This is a genomic window from Gemmatimonadales bacterium, from assembly GCA_041390145.1.
Taxonomy (GTDB): Bacteria; Gemmatimonadota; Gemmatimonadetes; order Gemmatimonadales; family GWC2-71-9; genus SPDF01.
The window spans coordinates 67,121-82,013 of record JAWKQM010000010.1 but is presented as its reverse complement, the minus strand read 5'-3'; the positions used below and the strand labels follow the sequence as shown (position 1 = coordinate 82,013).

Annotated in this window: 14 protein-coding genes; 5 read left to right on the top strand and 9 right to left on the bottom strand. The window is 67.1% G+C overall.

Annotation, left to right across the window (positions count from 1 at the left end):
- Nucleotides 1-124 precede the first annotated feature (124 nt).
- The gene (locus R2910_10035) at nt 125-1,759 is read left to right on the top strand and encodes a GAF domain-containing protein (protein MEZ4413311.1); all 1,635 of its coding nucleotides are present in this window, start codon (nt 125-127) and stop codon (nt 1,757-1,759) included.
- A 102-nt stretch (nt 1,760-1,861) separates the two neighbouring features.
- Here R2910_10035 and R2910_10030 read toward each other — a convergent pair whose 3' ends face one another.
- From R2910_10030 to R2910_10000, 7 genes are all read right to left on the bottom strand, one after another.
- Nucleotides 1,862-3,133 carry a hypothetical protein gene (locus R2910_10030; GenBank protein MEZ4413310.1) on the bottom strand — a complete coding sequence of 424 codons (1,272 nt, stop codon included), beginning with the start codon at nt 3,131-3,133 and terminating at the stop codon, nt 1,862-1,864.
- 13 nt (nt 3,134-3,146) lie between these two features.
- On the bottom strand, nt 3,147-3,737 hold the full coding sequence (locus tag R2910_10025) for a hypothetical protein (GenBank protein ID MEZ4413309.1): 591 nt from the start codon (nt 3,735-3,737) through the stop codon (nt 3,147-3,149).
- A gap of 254 nt (nt 3,738-3,991) precedes the next feature.
- Nucleotides 3,992-4,810: an iron chelate uptake ABC transporter family permease subunit gene (locus R2910_10020; GenBank protein MEZ4413308.1), complete on the bottom strand. Its 819-nt coding sequence runs from the start codon at nt 4,808-4,810 to the stop codon at nt 3,992-3,994.
- Between the two features lie 4 nt (nt 4,811-4,814).
- On the bottom strand, nt 4,815-5,840 hold the full coding sequence (locus tag R2910_10015; GenBank protein MEZ4413307.1) for a metal ABC transporter substrate-binding protein: 1,026 nt from the start codon (nt 5,838-5,840) through the stop codon (nt 4,815-4,817).
- Between the two features lies 1 nt (nt 5,841).
- Nucleotides 5,842-7,242 carry a hypothetical protein gene (locus R2910_10010; protein ID MEZ4413306.1) on the bottom strand — a complete coding sequence of 467 codons (1,401 nt, stop codon included), beginning with the start codon at nt 7,240-7,242 and terminating at the stop codon, nt 5,842-5,844.
- Nucleotides 7,243-7,317: 75 nt separating this feature from the next.
- Complete coding sequence (locus tag R2910_10005) at nt 7,318-7,656, bottom strand: hypothetical protein (protein MEZ4413305.1); 339 nt, start codon at nt 7,654-7,656, stop codon at nt 7,318-7,320.
- Nucleotides 7,657-7,721: 65 nt separating this feature from the next.
- Nucleotides 7,722-9,932 carry a TonB-dependent receptor gene (locus R2910_10000; protein ID MEZ4413304.1) on the bottom strand — a complete coding sequence of 737 codons (2,211 nt, stop codon included), beginning with the start codon at nt 9,930-9,932 and terminating at the stop codon, nt 7,722-7,724.
- A 265-nt stretch (nt 9,933-10,197) separates the two neighbouring features.
- Here R2910_10000 and R2910_09995 point away from each other — a divergent pair, with 265 nt between their 5' ends.
- On the top strand, nt 10,198-10,329 hold the full coding sequence (locus R2910_09995) for a hypothetical protein (GenBank protein MEZ4413303.1): 132 nt from the start codon (nt 10,198-10,200) through the stop codon (nt 10,327-10,329).
- Between the two features lie 94 nt (nt 10,330-10,423).
- On the opposite strand, the gene R2910_09990 is transcribed toward R2910_09995, so the two are convergent.
- Together R2910_09990 and R2910_09985 are read right to left on the bottom strand one after the other, a co-directional pair.
- Nucleotides 10,424-10,735 (bottom strand): hypothetical protein, encoded by a 312-nt coding sequence (locus R2910_09990; GenBank protein MEZ4413302.1) that lies wholly within the window; start codon nt 10,733-10,735, stop codon nt 10,424-10,426.
- Entirely contained in the window at nt 10,732-11,049 is a 318-nt protein-coding gene (locus R2910_09985; GenBank protein MEZ4413301.1) for a hypothetical protein, read from the bottom strand. Before R2910_09985 ends, R2910_09990 begins: the two co-directional genes overlap by 4 nt.
- 388 nt (nt 11,050-11,437) lie before the next feature.
- Here R2910_09985 and R2910_09980 point away from each other — a divergent pair, with 388 nt between their 5' ends.
- From R2910_09980 to R2910_09970, 3 genes are read left to right on the top strand one after another with little or no spacing between them, the layout of a single operon-like run.
- The gene (locus tag R2910_09980; GenBank protein MEZ4413300.1) at nt 11,438-11,758 is read left to right on the top strand and encodes a type II toxin-antitoxin system PemK/MazF family toxin; all 321 of its coding nucleotides are present in this window, start codon (nt 11,438-11,440) and stop codon (nt 11,756-11,758) included.
- A gap of 13 nt (nt 11,759-11,771) precedes the next feature.
- A complete protein-coding gene (locus R2910_09975) occupies nt 11,772-12,320 on the top strand; it encodes a (2Fe-2S)-binding protein (protein ID MEZ4413299.1) in 549 nt (182 codons plus the stop codon).
- Complete coding sequence (locus R2910_09970) at nt 12,310-14,730, top strand: xanthine dehydrogenase family protein molybdopterin-binding subunit (GenBank protein ID MEZ4413298.1); 2,421 nt, start codon at nt 12,310-12,312, stop codon at nt 14,728-14,730. The genes R2910_09975 and R2910_09970 overlap by 11 nt, the downstream gene beginning before the upstream one ends.
- Nucleotides 14,731-14,893: the final 163 nt, after the last annotated feature.

Here is a 14,893-nt window from a genome sequence, read left to right as displayed (position 1 = left end):
AAGATGAGGCGGTGGCTTGGCGGCCAGATCGTGTGGCCCGACTAGCAAGCTAAGATGTTTTCATGTAACGATTTACCGGCTAGTGCCAGAACTCGGGGCATGCAAAGTGCACTAGGTGGCACATATGGAAGACCACCGCGACTCATTCCGCTCATCCTCTGAAGGGGGAGAGATCGAAGCCCTGGATGTCAGGGTTCCGCTCCTCCGCCTCAAGGGTAGTTCGTGGGATGCGGTCGCGCTCGAGACCTGGCTTGAGGCCCTCTCTGGACTGCTCGCTCCGGAGTTGCCGCACGACCTGATGGCGCTCTGGGTGTATCCCCCCGAGGGCCCCGCGGTACTGGTCGGTCCATCCGCCCTGGCACAGGACCATCTTGAGGTCCCTTCGCCGGCCCCCCATCTCGGGCAGGACGAACTCTACACCATGGAGCAGCGGATTCGGTCGGCGGGATATGCCTCTGTCGTCTGCATGGCCGTTCCGCATGGCGACCGCGACGTCGGGCTCCTGCTCCTCGCCGATCTCCGGTCTGCGCGCTACGGGCTGCCGGAGGCGGTCTTGCTCCGCAATGTTGCCGACTCGCTCGGCCCCACGCTGGCGCGGGTGGCACGGCAGGGCAGGGGAGCAGAAGCCGCGCCGCGGGAGGATGGCTCCCCTCCGCCCCCGGAACGACGGCGTTCGGAGCCGGGTCGCAAGCTCGTCGAGCTGCACGAGCTGCTCGCCAAGCTCGGGCTCGCGGAGTCGGCCTCCCGCACGCCGCGGGAGTTCTCGGAGTTTGTTTCCCAGGCCCTCCAGCCGATGCTCCCCCACGATCGCCTCCAGATCCTGGTGCCGGACGCCTCGGCGCAGGAACACTATCGATTCGACCGGCACGGCCCGGGCACCTTCTGGTCCGACCCGGCGCTCGTCGTCACCCGTGAGCAGTTCAACCCGGCGGCTCAATTCGGCGACGCCGATGAGATCCTCGTCGGTGACACCCAGCAGCAGTCCGGCGCCCCAGCGTGGTGCCCCGATGCCCCGGGCAGCGGCGGCGACACGGCGCCGGCGCGATCCGTGGTTGGCGTCCGGCTCCTCTCGCAGACGCGCGTCGCCGGCTACCTCCTCCTTGGCGGAAACGGGCCCGAGTTCTTCCGGCAGGACGACCTGGAGCTCCTGACACAAGTGGCGCCGCTGGTGGCGGTTCGGGTGGACAGCTTCCTGCTCGCCTGGCAGGTGCAGGTGATGCGCTCGCACCTGAGCGTGCTGCGCAATGTTCCCGCCCACCTGGGACGGATCGCCGAGGTGCTCGCCACGACGGCGCACATCGGCGCTGCGACGCGGCTGTTTGCGCGCGAGGCGTCGACGGTGCTGCCCTTTGACCGGATGGAGTTCTCCCTGAAGCTGGGCGATGCCGACGAAGTCGTCGTGGTCGCGCCAGGCGATGCGCATCCGTTACCCGACCTTCCCCTCATATCCGTGGCCGGCACCGAACTCGGCCGGGTGCTCCGCGGCGAACTGCCGCACGCCTACGCATCGGCGCGGCGTCAGCTCGAGTCAGAGTTCCCGGCAGGGCAGCCGACCGCGGCGCTGGTGGTCCCGCTTCGGGTCGGCGGACGGATCTTCGGCTGCCTCACGCTGCTGGCGGCCGGGGCGGATGCGTTCACCCGGGCGGATATCGCCCTGGCTCAGCAGCTCGCCGACCTGCTCGCGCCGCATCTCGAATTGCTGCGCCGTGCGTCGATGTCATCGCCGCCGGTGGCACCGGGATGGCGCCGCCGACCGTAGGTCGGCCGGGCGGGGCAGCGGGGCAGGAAGGCAGGAAGACGAAACGGGCGCACCATGGTGCGCCCGTCCGCATTTCTGCCTCCCAACCAACCCGCCTTGCCTCTAGTTCGGTGCGTGCACCCCCGGCCCGCCGTAGTCACGACTCCCGCCCAGTGTGGGTCCACGGAACGAGAAGCCGTCGGCGTTGTCCATCTTGGCCACCACCTGGCGCACGGAGCCGGGGAACGGGGCGGTCCGGCCGTTCTTGCCGAACGGATCGGTGTACCAGACTTCGGGGCCGTCGGCGTTCCGGATCCGGTTGCTGTTGATGTCGACCTGGCGCCGCACGCCGTTGAACGGCGACCGCGGGTCGTCGTAGGCGAGTGACGTAAGGGTGCCGTTGGCGGTGGCGAGATCGCAGAGCCATCCCTTGGCGCGGTCGCCGTTCGGCTCGGTGGTGAAGCACATGTCCACGGTGCGTCCGGTGAGCCCGGGCAGCGACGGGTCGTAGAAGCGGCTGGGGTAGAAGACCTGGTAGTACGGATCGATGCTCGCCAGGGTCTGTCCGGAGGCGCTGCGCAGGCTGGCGGATATCTGCCAGCTCTCGTGGAGCGCGGCACCGAAGTTCGAGTTCTGGCCGGGCGCCACGAGCATGTGCTGCTCGATGCAGGCACGGTCGGGCAGGGTGCGCTTTCCGCCGCCGCTCGGGCTGTTGAGCGGCGTGGGCGACCCAACCGGCAAGTGGACATCGTGGTCGCACGACTCGACCATTTCGCCGGGTACGCCGATGGCGGCCATGACCGTCATGTCGATGCGCGTGCCGCCGGTGCAGTCCACGTGATACGCCAGCTCGTGCAGGTTATTGGTGAAGGCATCCTTGGAATGGGTGCCCTGGTGGAGCTTGGTCAGCACGTCGCAGCGCACCTCGAAGACCGAGCTGGCGACCCCGTCACCCAGATCGAAGACGACGTCGTTTTCCCATTCGATTTTGTGCCCGACGTGGTCCTCGTTCCGAATGCCCCCCGGGTCATAGATGGCGAGCTGTTCGTTGGCGTACCCGAACGGGATCGGCCCGGTCCGCTTGTACAGGTTGGACCCGCGCGGATCGCGGCCATGCTCGTGACCGAAGTGGCACCCGGTGGCCGGGTCGACCGGCGGGTGCCAGGTCGGGTACAGTTTGCCGTCGGGGCCCACGACCGAGTACTGGTTGTGAATCTCGGCAGTACAGTCGTCGTTGGGACCGGGCTGCCAGAGGTTGTAGGCCACACTTACGCCGGTCGCGACCGGGGGGGAGGGGGCGCCGGTGTCTTCGCCGCACCCGATGAGGCCCGTCGCGCCGAGGAACAGCGCGGCCATGGCGCCCGTCGGAAAGGGCAGGGGAGTGGGGTGTCGCATGGTCCGCCTCCGTTCAGTGAATCACGAGCCCAACGCCGAACTGCACCGAGGACACGCTCGCGTCGGTGGCGACGATGGATGTGGTGACGGTGTTGTCTTCGGTGTGCTGGAACTGCAGGTCGCCGGCCAGGGTGTGCTGGTAGTTGATGTAAGGATTGATCGACGACTTCTTCCCGACCTTCCACTCGTAACCGATGCCGATGATGCCCCCGGGCCGCGTCGTCGAGATCACGTCCACAGAGTCACTGGCGCGATAGCCGGTGATGCCGACGCCGCCCTTCACGTACGCGCCGCGTGCCGGCCACGGGTACCAGAGGGCGACGGCGCTCGCGCTCCAGGAACGTCGGGTGGCGATGTCCTGCGAGTTGGTCCAGCCGTCGAGCTCGACGCCGAGGAGCCATGATTTGGACAGCGTTCCGCCGGCGCGGATCGACGCGGTGAGGTCGGTCCCGCTCTGGTCGTTGCAGATCTCACAATGGAGCTTGCCGGATCCGGCCCCGAACCCGAAACCGTACCAGAAACCCTGGCGAACCGTGGATTGCTGGGCGGTGACGGGCGTCACGAAGAGCGCCGCCGCGGCGGCGATGAAGAGCATTCGGCGCATGAATGGAATCCTCCTGAGAGGATCCCATGGGGCAGGATGGGGGCCAGTCGACAGCGGGGCGGGGGAGGCAGCGGGGCAGTTGGGCCGGGATGGCTAAGGCGATGTGTGGTGGGGTGTTCCGGCGCCCGGCCGATTCGTCAGTGCCTATCTCCGACCGGCGCGACAGGAATTGCACGGGCAGAGCGCAACTTTGCATGAAAAAACGCGGGAGGGCGACTGCCCTCCCGCGTGATATTCAACCTGGTGCGGCCGTGCTACGCGGGTTTGGGAAGAAACCTGCGAGCGACAAAGGCCAGCGTGAGAATGACACCGAACGCGCATACGATCACCGGTCCAGTCGGCAGGTCGTACTTGAAGGACACCGCCAGCCCGGTTGCCGACGCGAGGATCCCGGTCAGCCATGAGAGGACCGCAAGCACCTTCTGCGACTCCGAAAACTGGAAGGCGACCGCGGCCGGGACCACGAGGAAGGAGAAGACGAGCAGCACGCCGGCGATCGGCACGGACAGCGTGATGACGACGCCGAAGCTGAGGTAGAACCAGAAATCCCACCACCGGATGCTCCAGCCATTCGCCAGGGCGGTTTCGGGCTCGAACGAGATGGTCAGGAACCGCTTCCGCAGGACGAAGTGAAAGACGCCCAGGGCGGCGTAGGCGGCGGCCATCTTGAGGATGGCGGGCCAGGTGACCCAGAGGAGGCTGCCGACGAGGATGTCCTTGATGGCCTCGCCGCCCCGCGGCGCGCGGTCGGCGACGAGGATCGCCGCAGCGGAGGCCACCACATACACGATACCGATGATCGCTTCCTGGGGGACGCGGCCCTTCTCGTGGGTGCGGGTCAGCGCGAAGAGTGCGGCGCCGAGCGTGGTGAAGCCGAGGGCGTAGGCGTACGACATGCCGGTCCCCGACTCGTGCCCCGCCAGGATGGCCACCGTCGACCCGAGCGCCGCCATCTGCGCGAGCGAGAGGTCCACGAAGATGACTTCGCGGGCGATGATGTGGAGGCCCAGGTAGGAATGGATGGCCACGATCACCATGCAGGCCGCCAGCGGCGGCAGAATCAGATCGAGCATCGGTTCAGTTCTTCTTTCGGAAGCCGGCCGCAAGGCCGTTGACCCAGGTGTTCATCAGGTCGAAGTAGGTGGTCACGCCGGGAGCGCCGAGGGTGTTTTCGGGCACGACGACGGCGGTGGCGCCGGTCTTGGCGGCCACCTGGTCGATCTGCGATTTCGGGAAGTAGTTGGAGGCAAAGAGCACCGGGATATGGTTGTCCTTCATCAGGGCGATGACCTCCTCCACGTGGCCCGGGGTTGGCGGGATGCCCGGCTTGGCCTCGATGTAGGTCACGCACTTCACCTGGTATCGCGCGCTGAAGTAGGCCCACTCCTTGTGGTAGCACGCCATGTCCTTCCCCTTGAACACCTCACCCGTCTTGAGCCAGCCGCCGAGCTGGTCGGACAGCGGCTTGCCCTTCAGCATGGTCTTCGCGATGAACCCGTCAAACTGTTCCGTCTTGAGGAGGTTGAAGGCGACGGTCGGCGTCAGGACGTCGACCAGGTCCTTGCCGATGGTGGCTTCGAGCACCCGCCGCTCGAAGTCGAGTTCCTTCTCGCGGTAGTAGGCGGCGTTCGCCGGATCGACCTTTTGCAGGCCGGCCAGCACATTCCGGGCGATGATGATCCCGTTGATCGGGTCGGTGTGAATGTGCGGGTTGCCCTCGGCGTGGATGTCGCCGCCCGCGCGGCTGAGCGATGTGGGCACCTCGAGGAGCGTGATGCCGGTGTAGGCCGCCACGTAGCCCGGCCCGCCCTCCATGATCTTCCGGTTGCCGGCCCGGTCGAGGAGCGTCGGCACCCAGAGTTCAAGGTCGAGCCCGGTGGTGACGAAGAGGTCGGCGTCGCGGAGCAACGAGACGAAGCTTGGCTTCGGCTGCACGAAGTGTGGGTCCTCGTCGCCCTGGGCGATCGACGCGACGGTGCCGCGGTCGCCGACAATTTCGCGGGCAATCGCCCCGTAGGTCGTCAGGCTGGTGACGACCTTGACCTGGGCAGCGGGGGGCACACCCCAGAGGGCGGCGGCGAGCAGCAGTGTGTGTGCGAGCATATCAGTAGGTCTCGTGTTTGTGAGGTCCGAGCGCCCAGACGACCTGCATTGTCAGGTTGTCGAGCGAGCCGGTGGAATCAAGATGGTTGCGGAACGCCTGCATCCGCAGGTACACGAACTCGCTCTGCCACCAGGTGACGACGGCAGTGGCGCGCCAATCGGTGTCTTCAGGGCCGAACGGCGCCTGGACATAATCGTACCGGCCGCCGAGCACCCAGCGCTTGCTGAGGCGCCAGATGAGGTCGGAGTACATGCCGTACCGCGTGGTCGTCGGGGCATCACCGATCCGCTGGAGCCGGTATCCCTCGGTGCGCCAGGTGATCTCCTTCCGGGTTCCGGCGTCGGGCGGCCGGTAGGTGAAGCGGAGGTCGGCGCCGAAGAGGTTGCTCTTCAGGCCGGAGTCGCCGTTCTGCGCCGCGAGGCCGGTGAAGCCAATCTGCATATAGGTACTACGGGAGAGCTGCCAGAAGTTCTGCAGCCGGCCGAGGAGCGCCGGCTGGTGGCCCAGGTCGTTCAGCGACTCGCTCTCGATGGACGCCGCCTGGAGGAAGACCTCGGAGGTGCCCTTGGCCAGGGAGACCGGGAGCGGGGTGTAGAGACTGGCGCCGACCCCGCTCAACCCGTCCGGGGCGAGGAAGGCCTGGTAGACCAGCGGGTAGTTGGTCTCCGGCAGCGCATGGCGGTGCCAGCGATTGAGGTCCCCAACGGCCAGCCGGTACTTGCCGATATCGGCGCGGGTATGCGCCGGCAGCCCGGTCCAATAGATGTACGCCTCCTCGACGCCGATCTCGTCCGCTCCCCAGGTGAGGAAGATCTTGGTGAACGAGTACGGGTCGAGGGTCGCCTGGAGGGCGACCTCGACTTCCGCCAACTGGAGATCGAGCCCCTCGATGTCGGACTGCGCCGCGAACTGTACGTCGCCGGTGGCGCTGATCTCGGGGTTCATGGACGACTGGTTGCGCTGCCGGCTCACGAACACGGTGGGGACCACGGCGGTATCGGCCGCCGGGGGAGCGCCCGCCGCGATGGCCGCGCTGTCGGCGGCGGCGCGAATGGCGGCGAGGGGATCCACCGCGGTATCAGGTAGTTGGGCAGGCGCTGCCGCTGCCGCTGGTGCGCAGCGCGCGGCCACCGTGGCGTTGACGCGGGCGGTGAGCGAGGCGACGGTGAGCGCCAGTGAGTCCACCGCGGCGTTCCCGGTTTTCGCGGGCGCCGGCGCGATTGGCGCCGGTCCGGTGGGGCAATGGCCGGCCTCGGCGGAATCGAGCCGGGCCGTGAGGGTTTGCACGGTGCGCTTGAGTGAGTCCACCGTGGTGGTGGAGGGCACCTGCGCGTGGGCTCCGGATGCGATGGTGCCCAGTAGAGCGGCGGTAACGACAGCCGTGCGGATCGATGACCGCATAGGCCTCCTCATTCCAGGTAGGGGGAGCCAGTGGTGCGGGCTCCCGCTGTTGATTTCAGGTCAACCGGAAGAGGGTCAGGCGGGCGGCGCGCGGGAGTGCTGGAGTGCGAGAGCCGCCGCTGACTGGGGTCGGGCCGCCGAGGGGACCATGCTGCGCGTCGCCGAAGGCAGAACGATGTCGGCGGTGCGGGCGCTGCCAAGGCTTTCGCGCTGGGCGGCCGTCGGCTGCGCCAAGGTACAACGGTCGGCGTGGTGGGAGCTTCCCTGCGCTTCGAGGTGCGTCAGGCCCGCGCACGGATCGTGTCCCACCAGGTGAAACGTGGCTGCGTCGGCCAGCGGCACGCCGAGCGCTCCGGCCAGAAAGAGACTGGCGCAGAAGGCGGCACGGAGGCAGGCGAGGGGAGAGGCGGGCACCCCTTAATCTGTCAGGCCCGCCCCCCCTGCGCCAACCCGGGGTTGGGAACCGGTTTCCCGCTCCCTCAGAACGTCGTGCTGAGGCGGACAATCATGTTGCGCCCCGGATTGTCCGCATAAGTCTTGTAGCGACTCAGGTAGCTTCGATACGCCGTGTCAAACAGGTTCCGGACCTGGATGTCCAGCTGGATGACCTGGCGACTCGACTGGAAACCAGTGCCCAACCCCAGTCCAAAGATGGTGTATCCTGGCGGTGAGTAGTCATCGGGCGGATAGCGCGTCTGCTGGGCGATGGTCTCTCCAATCGCGCCGAGGTAGGGCGCCACCAGGAGGCCTCGATCCGGCGCCTCGAGCCGGAAGCCATAGGTTGCCCGAAAGGGGGGAATCTGCGGCAGCGGGGCGTCGATTGAGGTATTCTGACCGTGGACGTAGTCCGAGGTACCCGAGAAATGCAGCACGGTGGTGGCGTGCCACTGCACGGCGGCCTCGAAACCGTAGAGTGTAGAGTTGCCCTGCGTGATATCGTAGATCTGGAGCCCCGAGGTTGAATCGATCTGGCCAGTCGGATTCGGGTAGATGAAGTTCTGGAGTTGATTCGCGAAGACACCCACTTCCATTCGCACCCGTGAACTCTGCAGCCGATACGCCAGATCGATGTTGAGCGATGTCACCGGGACAAGCGTGCTGTCGCCCACCTCGTAGCGCTGGGTGCCCTCATGCACGCCGTTCGAGAAGAGCTCGAATACCGTGGGACTCCGGTATCCCCGGCCAACATTGGCGACAAGCGCTGAGATCTTCGACAGGCGGTAGAGGGCGCCTGCGCTCCCCGCCACGGAGTTGTAGTCACGAGTCTGGGCAACGACACCGAGCTCCGGGTCGGCATCGACCGAGAGCTGGCGGTAGTCGTAGCGCAGGCCAAGGCTGAAGCTCCACGGCCCGGACTCCGCCTGCTCATAGATGAATGCGCCGAGGGCCCCCGTGCGGCTGTCGGGCACAAGCGGTTCCTCGCCGGACTTGTCCACGGAACTCTGGAGTCCCGCGAGTCCAACGATACCGGCAAAGGGCCCCACGGCGGGGTGATGCATCTTCACGTCGCCGCTCCAGGTGCTTGCGGCGAGCTGCAAGCTCGGCTCCGTGGCGCCGGCCTCCTCGAATTCCTGGCGGACATTCTTCTCGTAGTAGGCCGCCACGTCCAGGTGGGCGCCGCCAACCGGGAGCTGGCCCGTGAGGCGCGCCCGGTCTTCGTCCACCTGCTGCCAGGGGGTCGCGCCAGGATCCTCCGCGGGATTCTCGTAAATCTCGATCCGCTCCGCGCGGTGGACATACCCGCCCTGCAGGTTGCCCCAACTGTCACGCACCCCGATGTTGCCGCCGGCGTTCCAGGTCTTGTCGCCGCTATTGTCCAGCGTTCCGGCCGGGGTCGAGATGTCCCCGAAGTGCCGGCCGGTGAAGGTGGCATTGGCGCCGACGTGGCCGGTCGCTCCCTCGAGATTCACCGTGCCATCGGGGCCGGGGCCGTTCCCGGTATATCCCAGCGCCACATTTCCGCGAAGGAAGGCACTGCGGCCGATGGCGTCGGGGAGGTCCGGCTGGATGACGTTGATCACGCCGCCGACGGCATCCGAGCCATACAGCACGCTCGCCGGCCCCTTGATGATCTCGACCCGCTCCGCGCTGGCAGCCTCAATATTCGGGCCGTGCTCGTCGCCCCATTGCTGCGTTTCCATGCGCTGTCCGTTGTCCATCACGAGCACATTGGTCGAGGTCAGTCCCCGGATGACCGGCTTGCCGATGCCCTGGCCGGTACTGAGGTCGCGGACGCCCGGCACGGTGGCGACCATCTCGCCGAGGGTCGGGGACCGTGCGACCTCCACGTCTGACCGGTCCATCACGTTGACGGGCTGCGGGGATTCAAGCGAGGTAGTGGCGATGGCCGACGCGGTGACCTGGATCGAGGGAAGCTCGATGAGGGAGGCCGTGAGTACCACGTTGAGTTCCACTAGGGTGTCGCGGAGCGCGACCTGACGGACCTGGGGGGCGTAGCCCAGCGCCGAGAAGCTGACCCGGGCGGTGATACTCGGCAGGTTACCGAGGGAGTAGCGGCCGTCTTGGTCGGTTTGCGTGTTTCGGCCCACTTCGAGCACCCGCACGAGGGCATACGGGATCGGCGTGCCGGTCGAGTCTGTGACGCGACCGCGCAGGACATGGTCAGCCGGGGCTGGTCCGGCGGGGGCCGGGGGGAGCGCCAGCATGGCGAGAAGCAAGATGGAATGCACGGGCAAGTTCTCCGTTCACACGGGTGCACGGGCACACCTCGGGTGGAGGCGTGCGACAGGATGAAGGCAGGTCTTGTGGAGCAGTTCAGCCCGTGTGCGGAGGCGCTCGAGCGCGGGAGAGTGCGGAGAGATCAGCGGAACGTGGGAGGTGGGCCGGGCGAACCGTGCAACGGTGCTCGGGGAGTTGAAGCGCGAGCTCCGCGCCATCGATCAGGGGTGCTGACTGACTCGGAGCCTGGGAAAGCCCAAGGATGCACCGATCGCCGTGGTGTGCGGCGCCGACGGGCTCGAAATGGGTGACGCCGGCGAAGGGGTCATGCCCGGCGCGGTGAAAGAGTGCGGCGTCGGTGAGCGGCATCCCGAGCGCCCCGAGCAGGAACAGCCCGGAGAGCAGTGATGCCCGAAGGCGAAACGCGAGCGGAGTCACGAGTCAGAATCTGCCGGGTCGGCCCGCTTGGGACAAGGCAGGCCGACCCGGTCGTGCGTCCAGGTCAGTGCGAGTGGCCGCCGACCATCTTGGGGGCGTCACCCGAGTAGGTGTACCCCTTCTTGGGGCACTTCAGGTCGGGGTTGGTCGGCGAGAACATCCCGGCCGGGTTGTTCTTCCAGAGCCAGACATGCAGGTCGTAGTGATGCAGTCCCGCCGGCATGATCGGGGCGTGTCCTTCCATCGGTCCCTCGAGCTGCTTACCGAATATGGACGGCGGGTTGTCGCCCACGGCGGCGACCGGCGCAAACCATTCGGCGGCGACGAGCTTGAGCTTGTCACCGTCGGGTTCGTAGATCAGGACCTGCGGCTTCATCGGATCCATGGTCGGGCCGATGTTGCCAGGTTGAGGAAGTGCACCCCCATGCCGCCAGCCACGTACTGCATCTCGCCGTCGTGATGGCCCTGTGGGAAGTCCATGCACGCGACCGTGGAGAGGTATCCATCGGTGACCGCCACCATCGGATCCTGATACTTGTCGAGGGCGGTACGCGCGGTGGCCAACTCCGGTGAGAGGGTAGGCTGGCTCTTGGAGGAGCCCTGCGCGTGCGCGATCGACGCCATCGCCAGGAGCGCACAACAGCTGGCTAGAATGGCGCGGGTGAGGCGGAGCAGCGTCGAAACATTCATAGATGTCCTCTGCCGGTAAGGGTGAAGGGAATTTCACTCACCACCGCAGTACGTTCCGGCCGAAAATGCGCAATCGGGGCCCAGGCGGACCCACAGCTTGCGTCGGGGGATCTACTGTGTAGATTCATTGTATCTACTTAAATCGAGCCGTCTACTTGCGAACGCACATATCCAAATGGGGCAACAGTTTAGCGGTCCGATTGCCAAAGCTGTTCGTTGACGAACTCGGGCTCGGAGAGGGTTCCGAGGTCGAAATCACCGTACGCGATGGGCGGTTGATCCTTGTCGCCGCCAGTCGGGAATACGCCCTCGAGGAGTTGGTGGAAGGGATCACCTCGGAGAATCGCCACCAGGAATCGGACTGGGGACGGCCAAAGGGCCGCGAGCTGTGGTAGCTCCCGATCGGGGCGACCTGGTGTGGATCACCATCGAGCCGGGAGACGGGTCGCCAGCCTTCCGGCGTCCGGCGCTGGTCGTGTCGCCGGCACTGTACAACGCGCGCTCGGGCCTCGCCCTGATGTGCGCCGTCGGCCGGGAGGCGAAGGGCTATCCATTCGAGGTGGTCCTCCCCGCCGGGCTGCCGGTCGAGGGCGTCGTGCTGGCGGATCACCTGCGCAGCGCCGACTGGAAGGCCCGCGGGGCGGAGATCGCCGGACAGGTGCCGACCGCCGTCGTGAATGATGTCCTTGCCAAGCTCAAACCACTGTGATCGGGGCCGCACGATGAGTGACGAGACGCTTGTTTCGCTGACCACGACGCCCGCGCGCGTCCGTGGCACCTTCCGCGTGAACGGGGAGACGCGCGAGGCGCTGTACCGGCCGCATCTCACCCTGCTCGAGCTGTTGCGCGAGGACCTGCAACTCACCGGGACCAAGCACGGGTGCGAGCTCGGCGAGTGCGGCGCGTGCACCGTGCTGGTAGACGGCCTGCCGGTGCTGTCCTGCCTGGTGCTGGCGCAGGCAGTGGAAGGCCAGGAGGTGTCCACGGTCGAAGGCATGGCCGACGGCCCCACCCTGCATCCGCTGCAGCAGGCGTTTGTGGAGCTCGGCGCAGCCCAGTGCGGCTACTGCACGCCGGGCGTGCTCCTCGCCGCGGAGGCGCTGCTCGAGGAGAACGCCACTCCCACACGCGATGACATCAAGCTGGCGCTCTCCGGCAACCTCTGCCGCTGCACCGGCTACATCAAGATCTACGAGGCGATTGAGCTGGCGGCGGCGCGCATGCGGGGAGAACCGGCCGAACCGAGTCGGGAGACACTCCATGGCTACTAAGGCCCCCCCGCTTCCCCGCGTCCCCGCCGACTTTGCTGTCATCGGCACGCCACGTCCCAAGACCGACGCTCCGGGCAAGGTTGCCGGCCAGACGCTCTTCGCCGACGACATCGTGCTCCCGCGGATGCTGTGGTGCAAGCTCCTCCGAAGCCCGCATCCCCACGCCAGAATCGTCGCGATCGACACCGCCCGCGCGCTGGCGCTCCCGGGCGTGGAGGCGATCATCACCGGGGCCGACCTGCCAATCCCCTTCGGCATTCTCCCGGTCAGCCAGGACGAACATGCGCTCTGCCCCGATATCGTGCGCTTCGTCGGTGACCCGGTGGCCGCGGTGGCTGCCATCGACGAGGAGACGGCGCTGGCCGCCTGCGGACTGATCGAGGTCACCTACGAGCCGCTGCCGGTGGTGGCGTCGGTGGATGACGCAGCGGCAACTCCGTCTCCCCAACTGCACGAGTACGCCGACGAAGGCAACTGGCACAAGCTGGTGCACCTCCAGTTTGGGGAACTGGACGAGGGGTTCCAGCGCGCCGACCTGGTCCGGGAGGATCTCTTCCTCTACGAGGGTAACACCCACCTCCCGATGGAGCAGCACGCCAGCATCGCGCACGCCACGCCCGACGGGCGCGTCACGATCTGGTCGAGCACGCAGACGCCGCACTACCTCCACCGCGCCCTCTCCAAGGTCCTCGAGTTCGCCCCGGCCCGCATCCGCGTGATCGCCACGCCGAACGGCGGCGGGTTTGGCGGCAAGAGCGACCCGTTCAACCACGAAATCGTGGTGGCCAAGCTGAGCCTGGTGACCGGGCGCCCGGTCAAGATCGGCCTGACGCGCGAAGAGGTGTTTTACTGTCACCGCGGCCGGCACCAGGCGCTGATGAAGATCCGGACCGGCGTGACGAAGGACGGCGCCATCACCGCCATGGACTTCGAGTCCTACCTCGACGGGGGCGCCTACGGCTCCTACGGCGTGGCCTCGTTGTATTACACCGGCGCCCTGCAGACCGTCACCTACGACGTACCCACCTACCGGTTCCGGGGTGCGCGCGCGTTCACCAACAAGCCACCCGGCGGCCCGAAGCGCGGTCATGGCACGACGCAGCCGCGCTTTGCCGTGGAAGTCCATCTCGACAAGATCGCCGAGGAGCTGAAGATGGACCCGGCAGAGCTCCGGCTCCGGCATCTCGTCAAGCCGAATGAAGTCACCGCCAACTGGCTGCAGCTCGGAACCGTCGGCCTCGAGGCGTGCATCCACAAGGTGGTGGAGGGCTCCCGCTGGAAGGAGCGATTCCGGAAACTGCCGTACGGCCGCGGGCTTGGCCTGGCCTGCTCCTCCTATATCACCGGGGCGGGGCTCCCGATCTACTGGAACGACATGCCGCACTCCGGCGCGCAGATTAAGTGCGATCGCGGCGGCGGCGTCACGATCTTCTGCGGTTCCACCGACATTGGCCAGGGGTCCGAGTCGGTCCTCGCCTATGTGACCGCCGAGGTCCTCGGCATCGAGCCGGCCGACATCAAGGTGGTCACCGCCGACACGGATCTCACTCCGGTCGATCTCGGCAGCTACTCCTCGCGCGTCACGCTGATGACCGGTCAGGCGGCGATGCAGGCCGCCTCGCGGGTCCGCGACCTGATCGCCTCGGCGGTGGCCACCAAGCTCGACGTGCCGGTCGATCGTCTGGTGTTTGCCGGGAGGCGGGTGTTCGATGCGCAGGACCCCGACACCGGGCTGACCTTCCGGGAGGCGCTGGGTGTCGCCGAGGCGAAGCACGGAACCCTCGGCGCGGTGGGGAGCTACACCCCCCCGCGCTCCCCGGGCCGGTACCGCGGCGCCGGCGTCGGCCCCTCCGCGGCGTACAGCTATTCCGCCGCCGTGGCGGAGGTCGAGGTGGACCCCGATACCGGCATCGTGCGGGTGCCGACCATCTGGATCGGTCACGACATCGGGCAGTGCATCAATCCGGCACTGGTCATGGGGCAGGTCGAGGGCGGCGTGTACATGGGGCTCGGCGAGGCGCTGATGGAGGAGATGGCGTACCGCGAGAAGCTCGGGCTGGTGCACAAGTGGCCCTCGATGCTCGAATACAAGAGCCCGACGACGATGGAGATGTGCGACGTCATCACCTACCTGATCGAGGACCCCGATCCCAACGGCCCCTTCGGCGCCAAGGAGGCGGGGCAGGGGCCGCTCAACCCGGTGATGCCGGCCATCGCCAACGCGATCTACGACGCGGTGGGGGTGCGGATCGACGAGGTGCCGATGAGCGCACCCAAGGTGCTCAAGGCCATCCAGGCGAAGTTGAAAGGCAAGGATCCGCGCTTCGGGCCGGGCGGGACGCCGACGGTGCCGTGGCCGGAGCGGACCTACGTGCGGACGCCGGCGCAGGGTGGAAACGGGAAAGACTGATGCTTCAGATTGTGAGCCCCTCGACCAGCCCGCTCCTGCGGCACTGGAGTTCACGCTCGACGGATGGATCCAGCACAGAGGCCACCTGTGAACTCACGTGCCTCCGGGGCGGTCCGGTCTTCGGGACTCATGGAAGGTCCCGGACCTTCCGGAGCTGGCCGCC

Coding starts and splice junctions, on each gene's coding strand:
- R2910_10030 (MEZ4413310.1), bottom strand. CDS start 3,133: ATGCGACACCCCACTCCCCTGCCCTTTCCGACGGGCGCCATGGCCGCG.
- R2910_10025 (MEZ4413309.1), bottom strand. CDS start 3,737: ATGCGCCGAATGCTCTTCATCGCCGCCGCGGCGGCGCTCTTCGTGACG.
- R2910_10015 (MEZ4413307.1), bottom strand. CDS start 5,840: ATGCTCGCACACACACTGCTGCTCGCCGCCGCCCTCTGGGGTGTGCCC.
- R2910_09970 (MEZ4413298.1), top strand. CDS start 12,310: ATGGCTACTAAGGCCCCCCCGCTTCCCCGCGTCCCCGCCGACTTTGCT.
- R2910_10035 (MEZ4413311.1), top strand. CDS start 125: ATGGAAGACCACCGCGACTCATTCCGCTCATCCTCTGAAGGGGGAGAG.
- R2910_10020 (MEZ4413308.1), bottom strand. CDS start 4,810: ATGCTCGATCTGATTCTGCCGCCGCTGGCGGCCTGCATGGTGATCGTG.
- R2910_09990 (MEZ4413302.1), bottom strand. CDS start 10,735: ATGAAGCCGCAGGTCCTGATCTACGAACCCGACGGTGACAAGCTCAAG.
- R2910_09975 (MEZ4413299.1), top strand. CDS start 11,772: ATGAGTGACGAGACGCTTGTTTCGCTGACCACGACGCCCGCGCGCGTC.
- R2910_10010 (MEZ4413306.1), bottom strand. CDS start 7,242: ATGCGGTCATCGATCCGCACGGCTGTCGTTACCGCCGCTCTACTGGGC.
- R2910_09985 (MEZ4413301.1), bottom strand. CDS start 11,049: ATGAATGTTTCGACGCTGCTCCGCCTCACCCGCGCCATTCTAGCCAGC.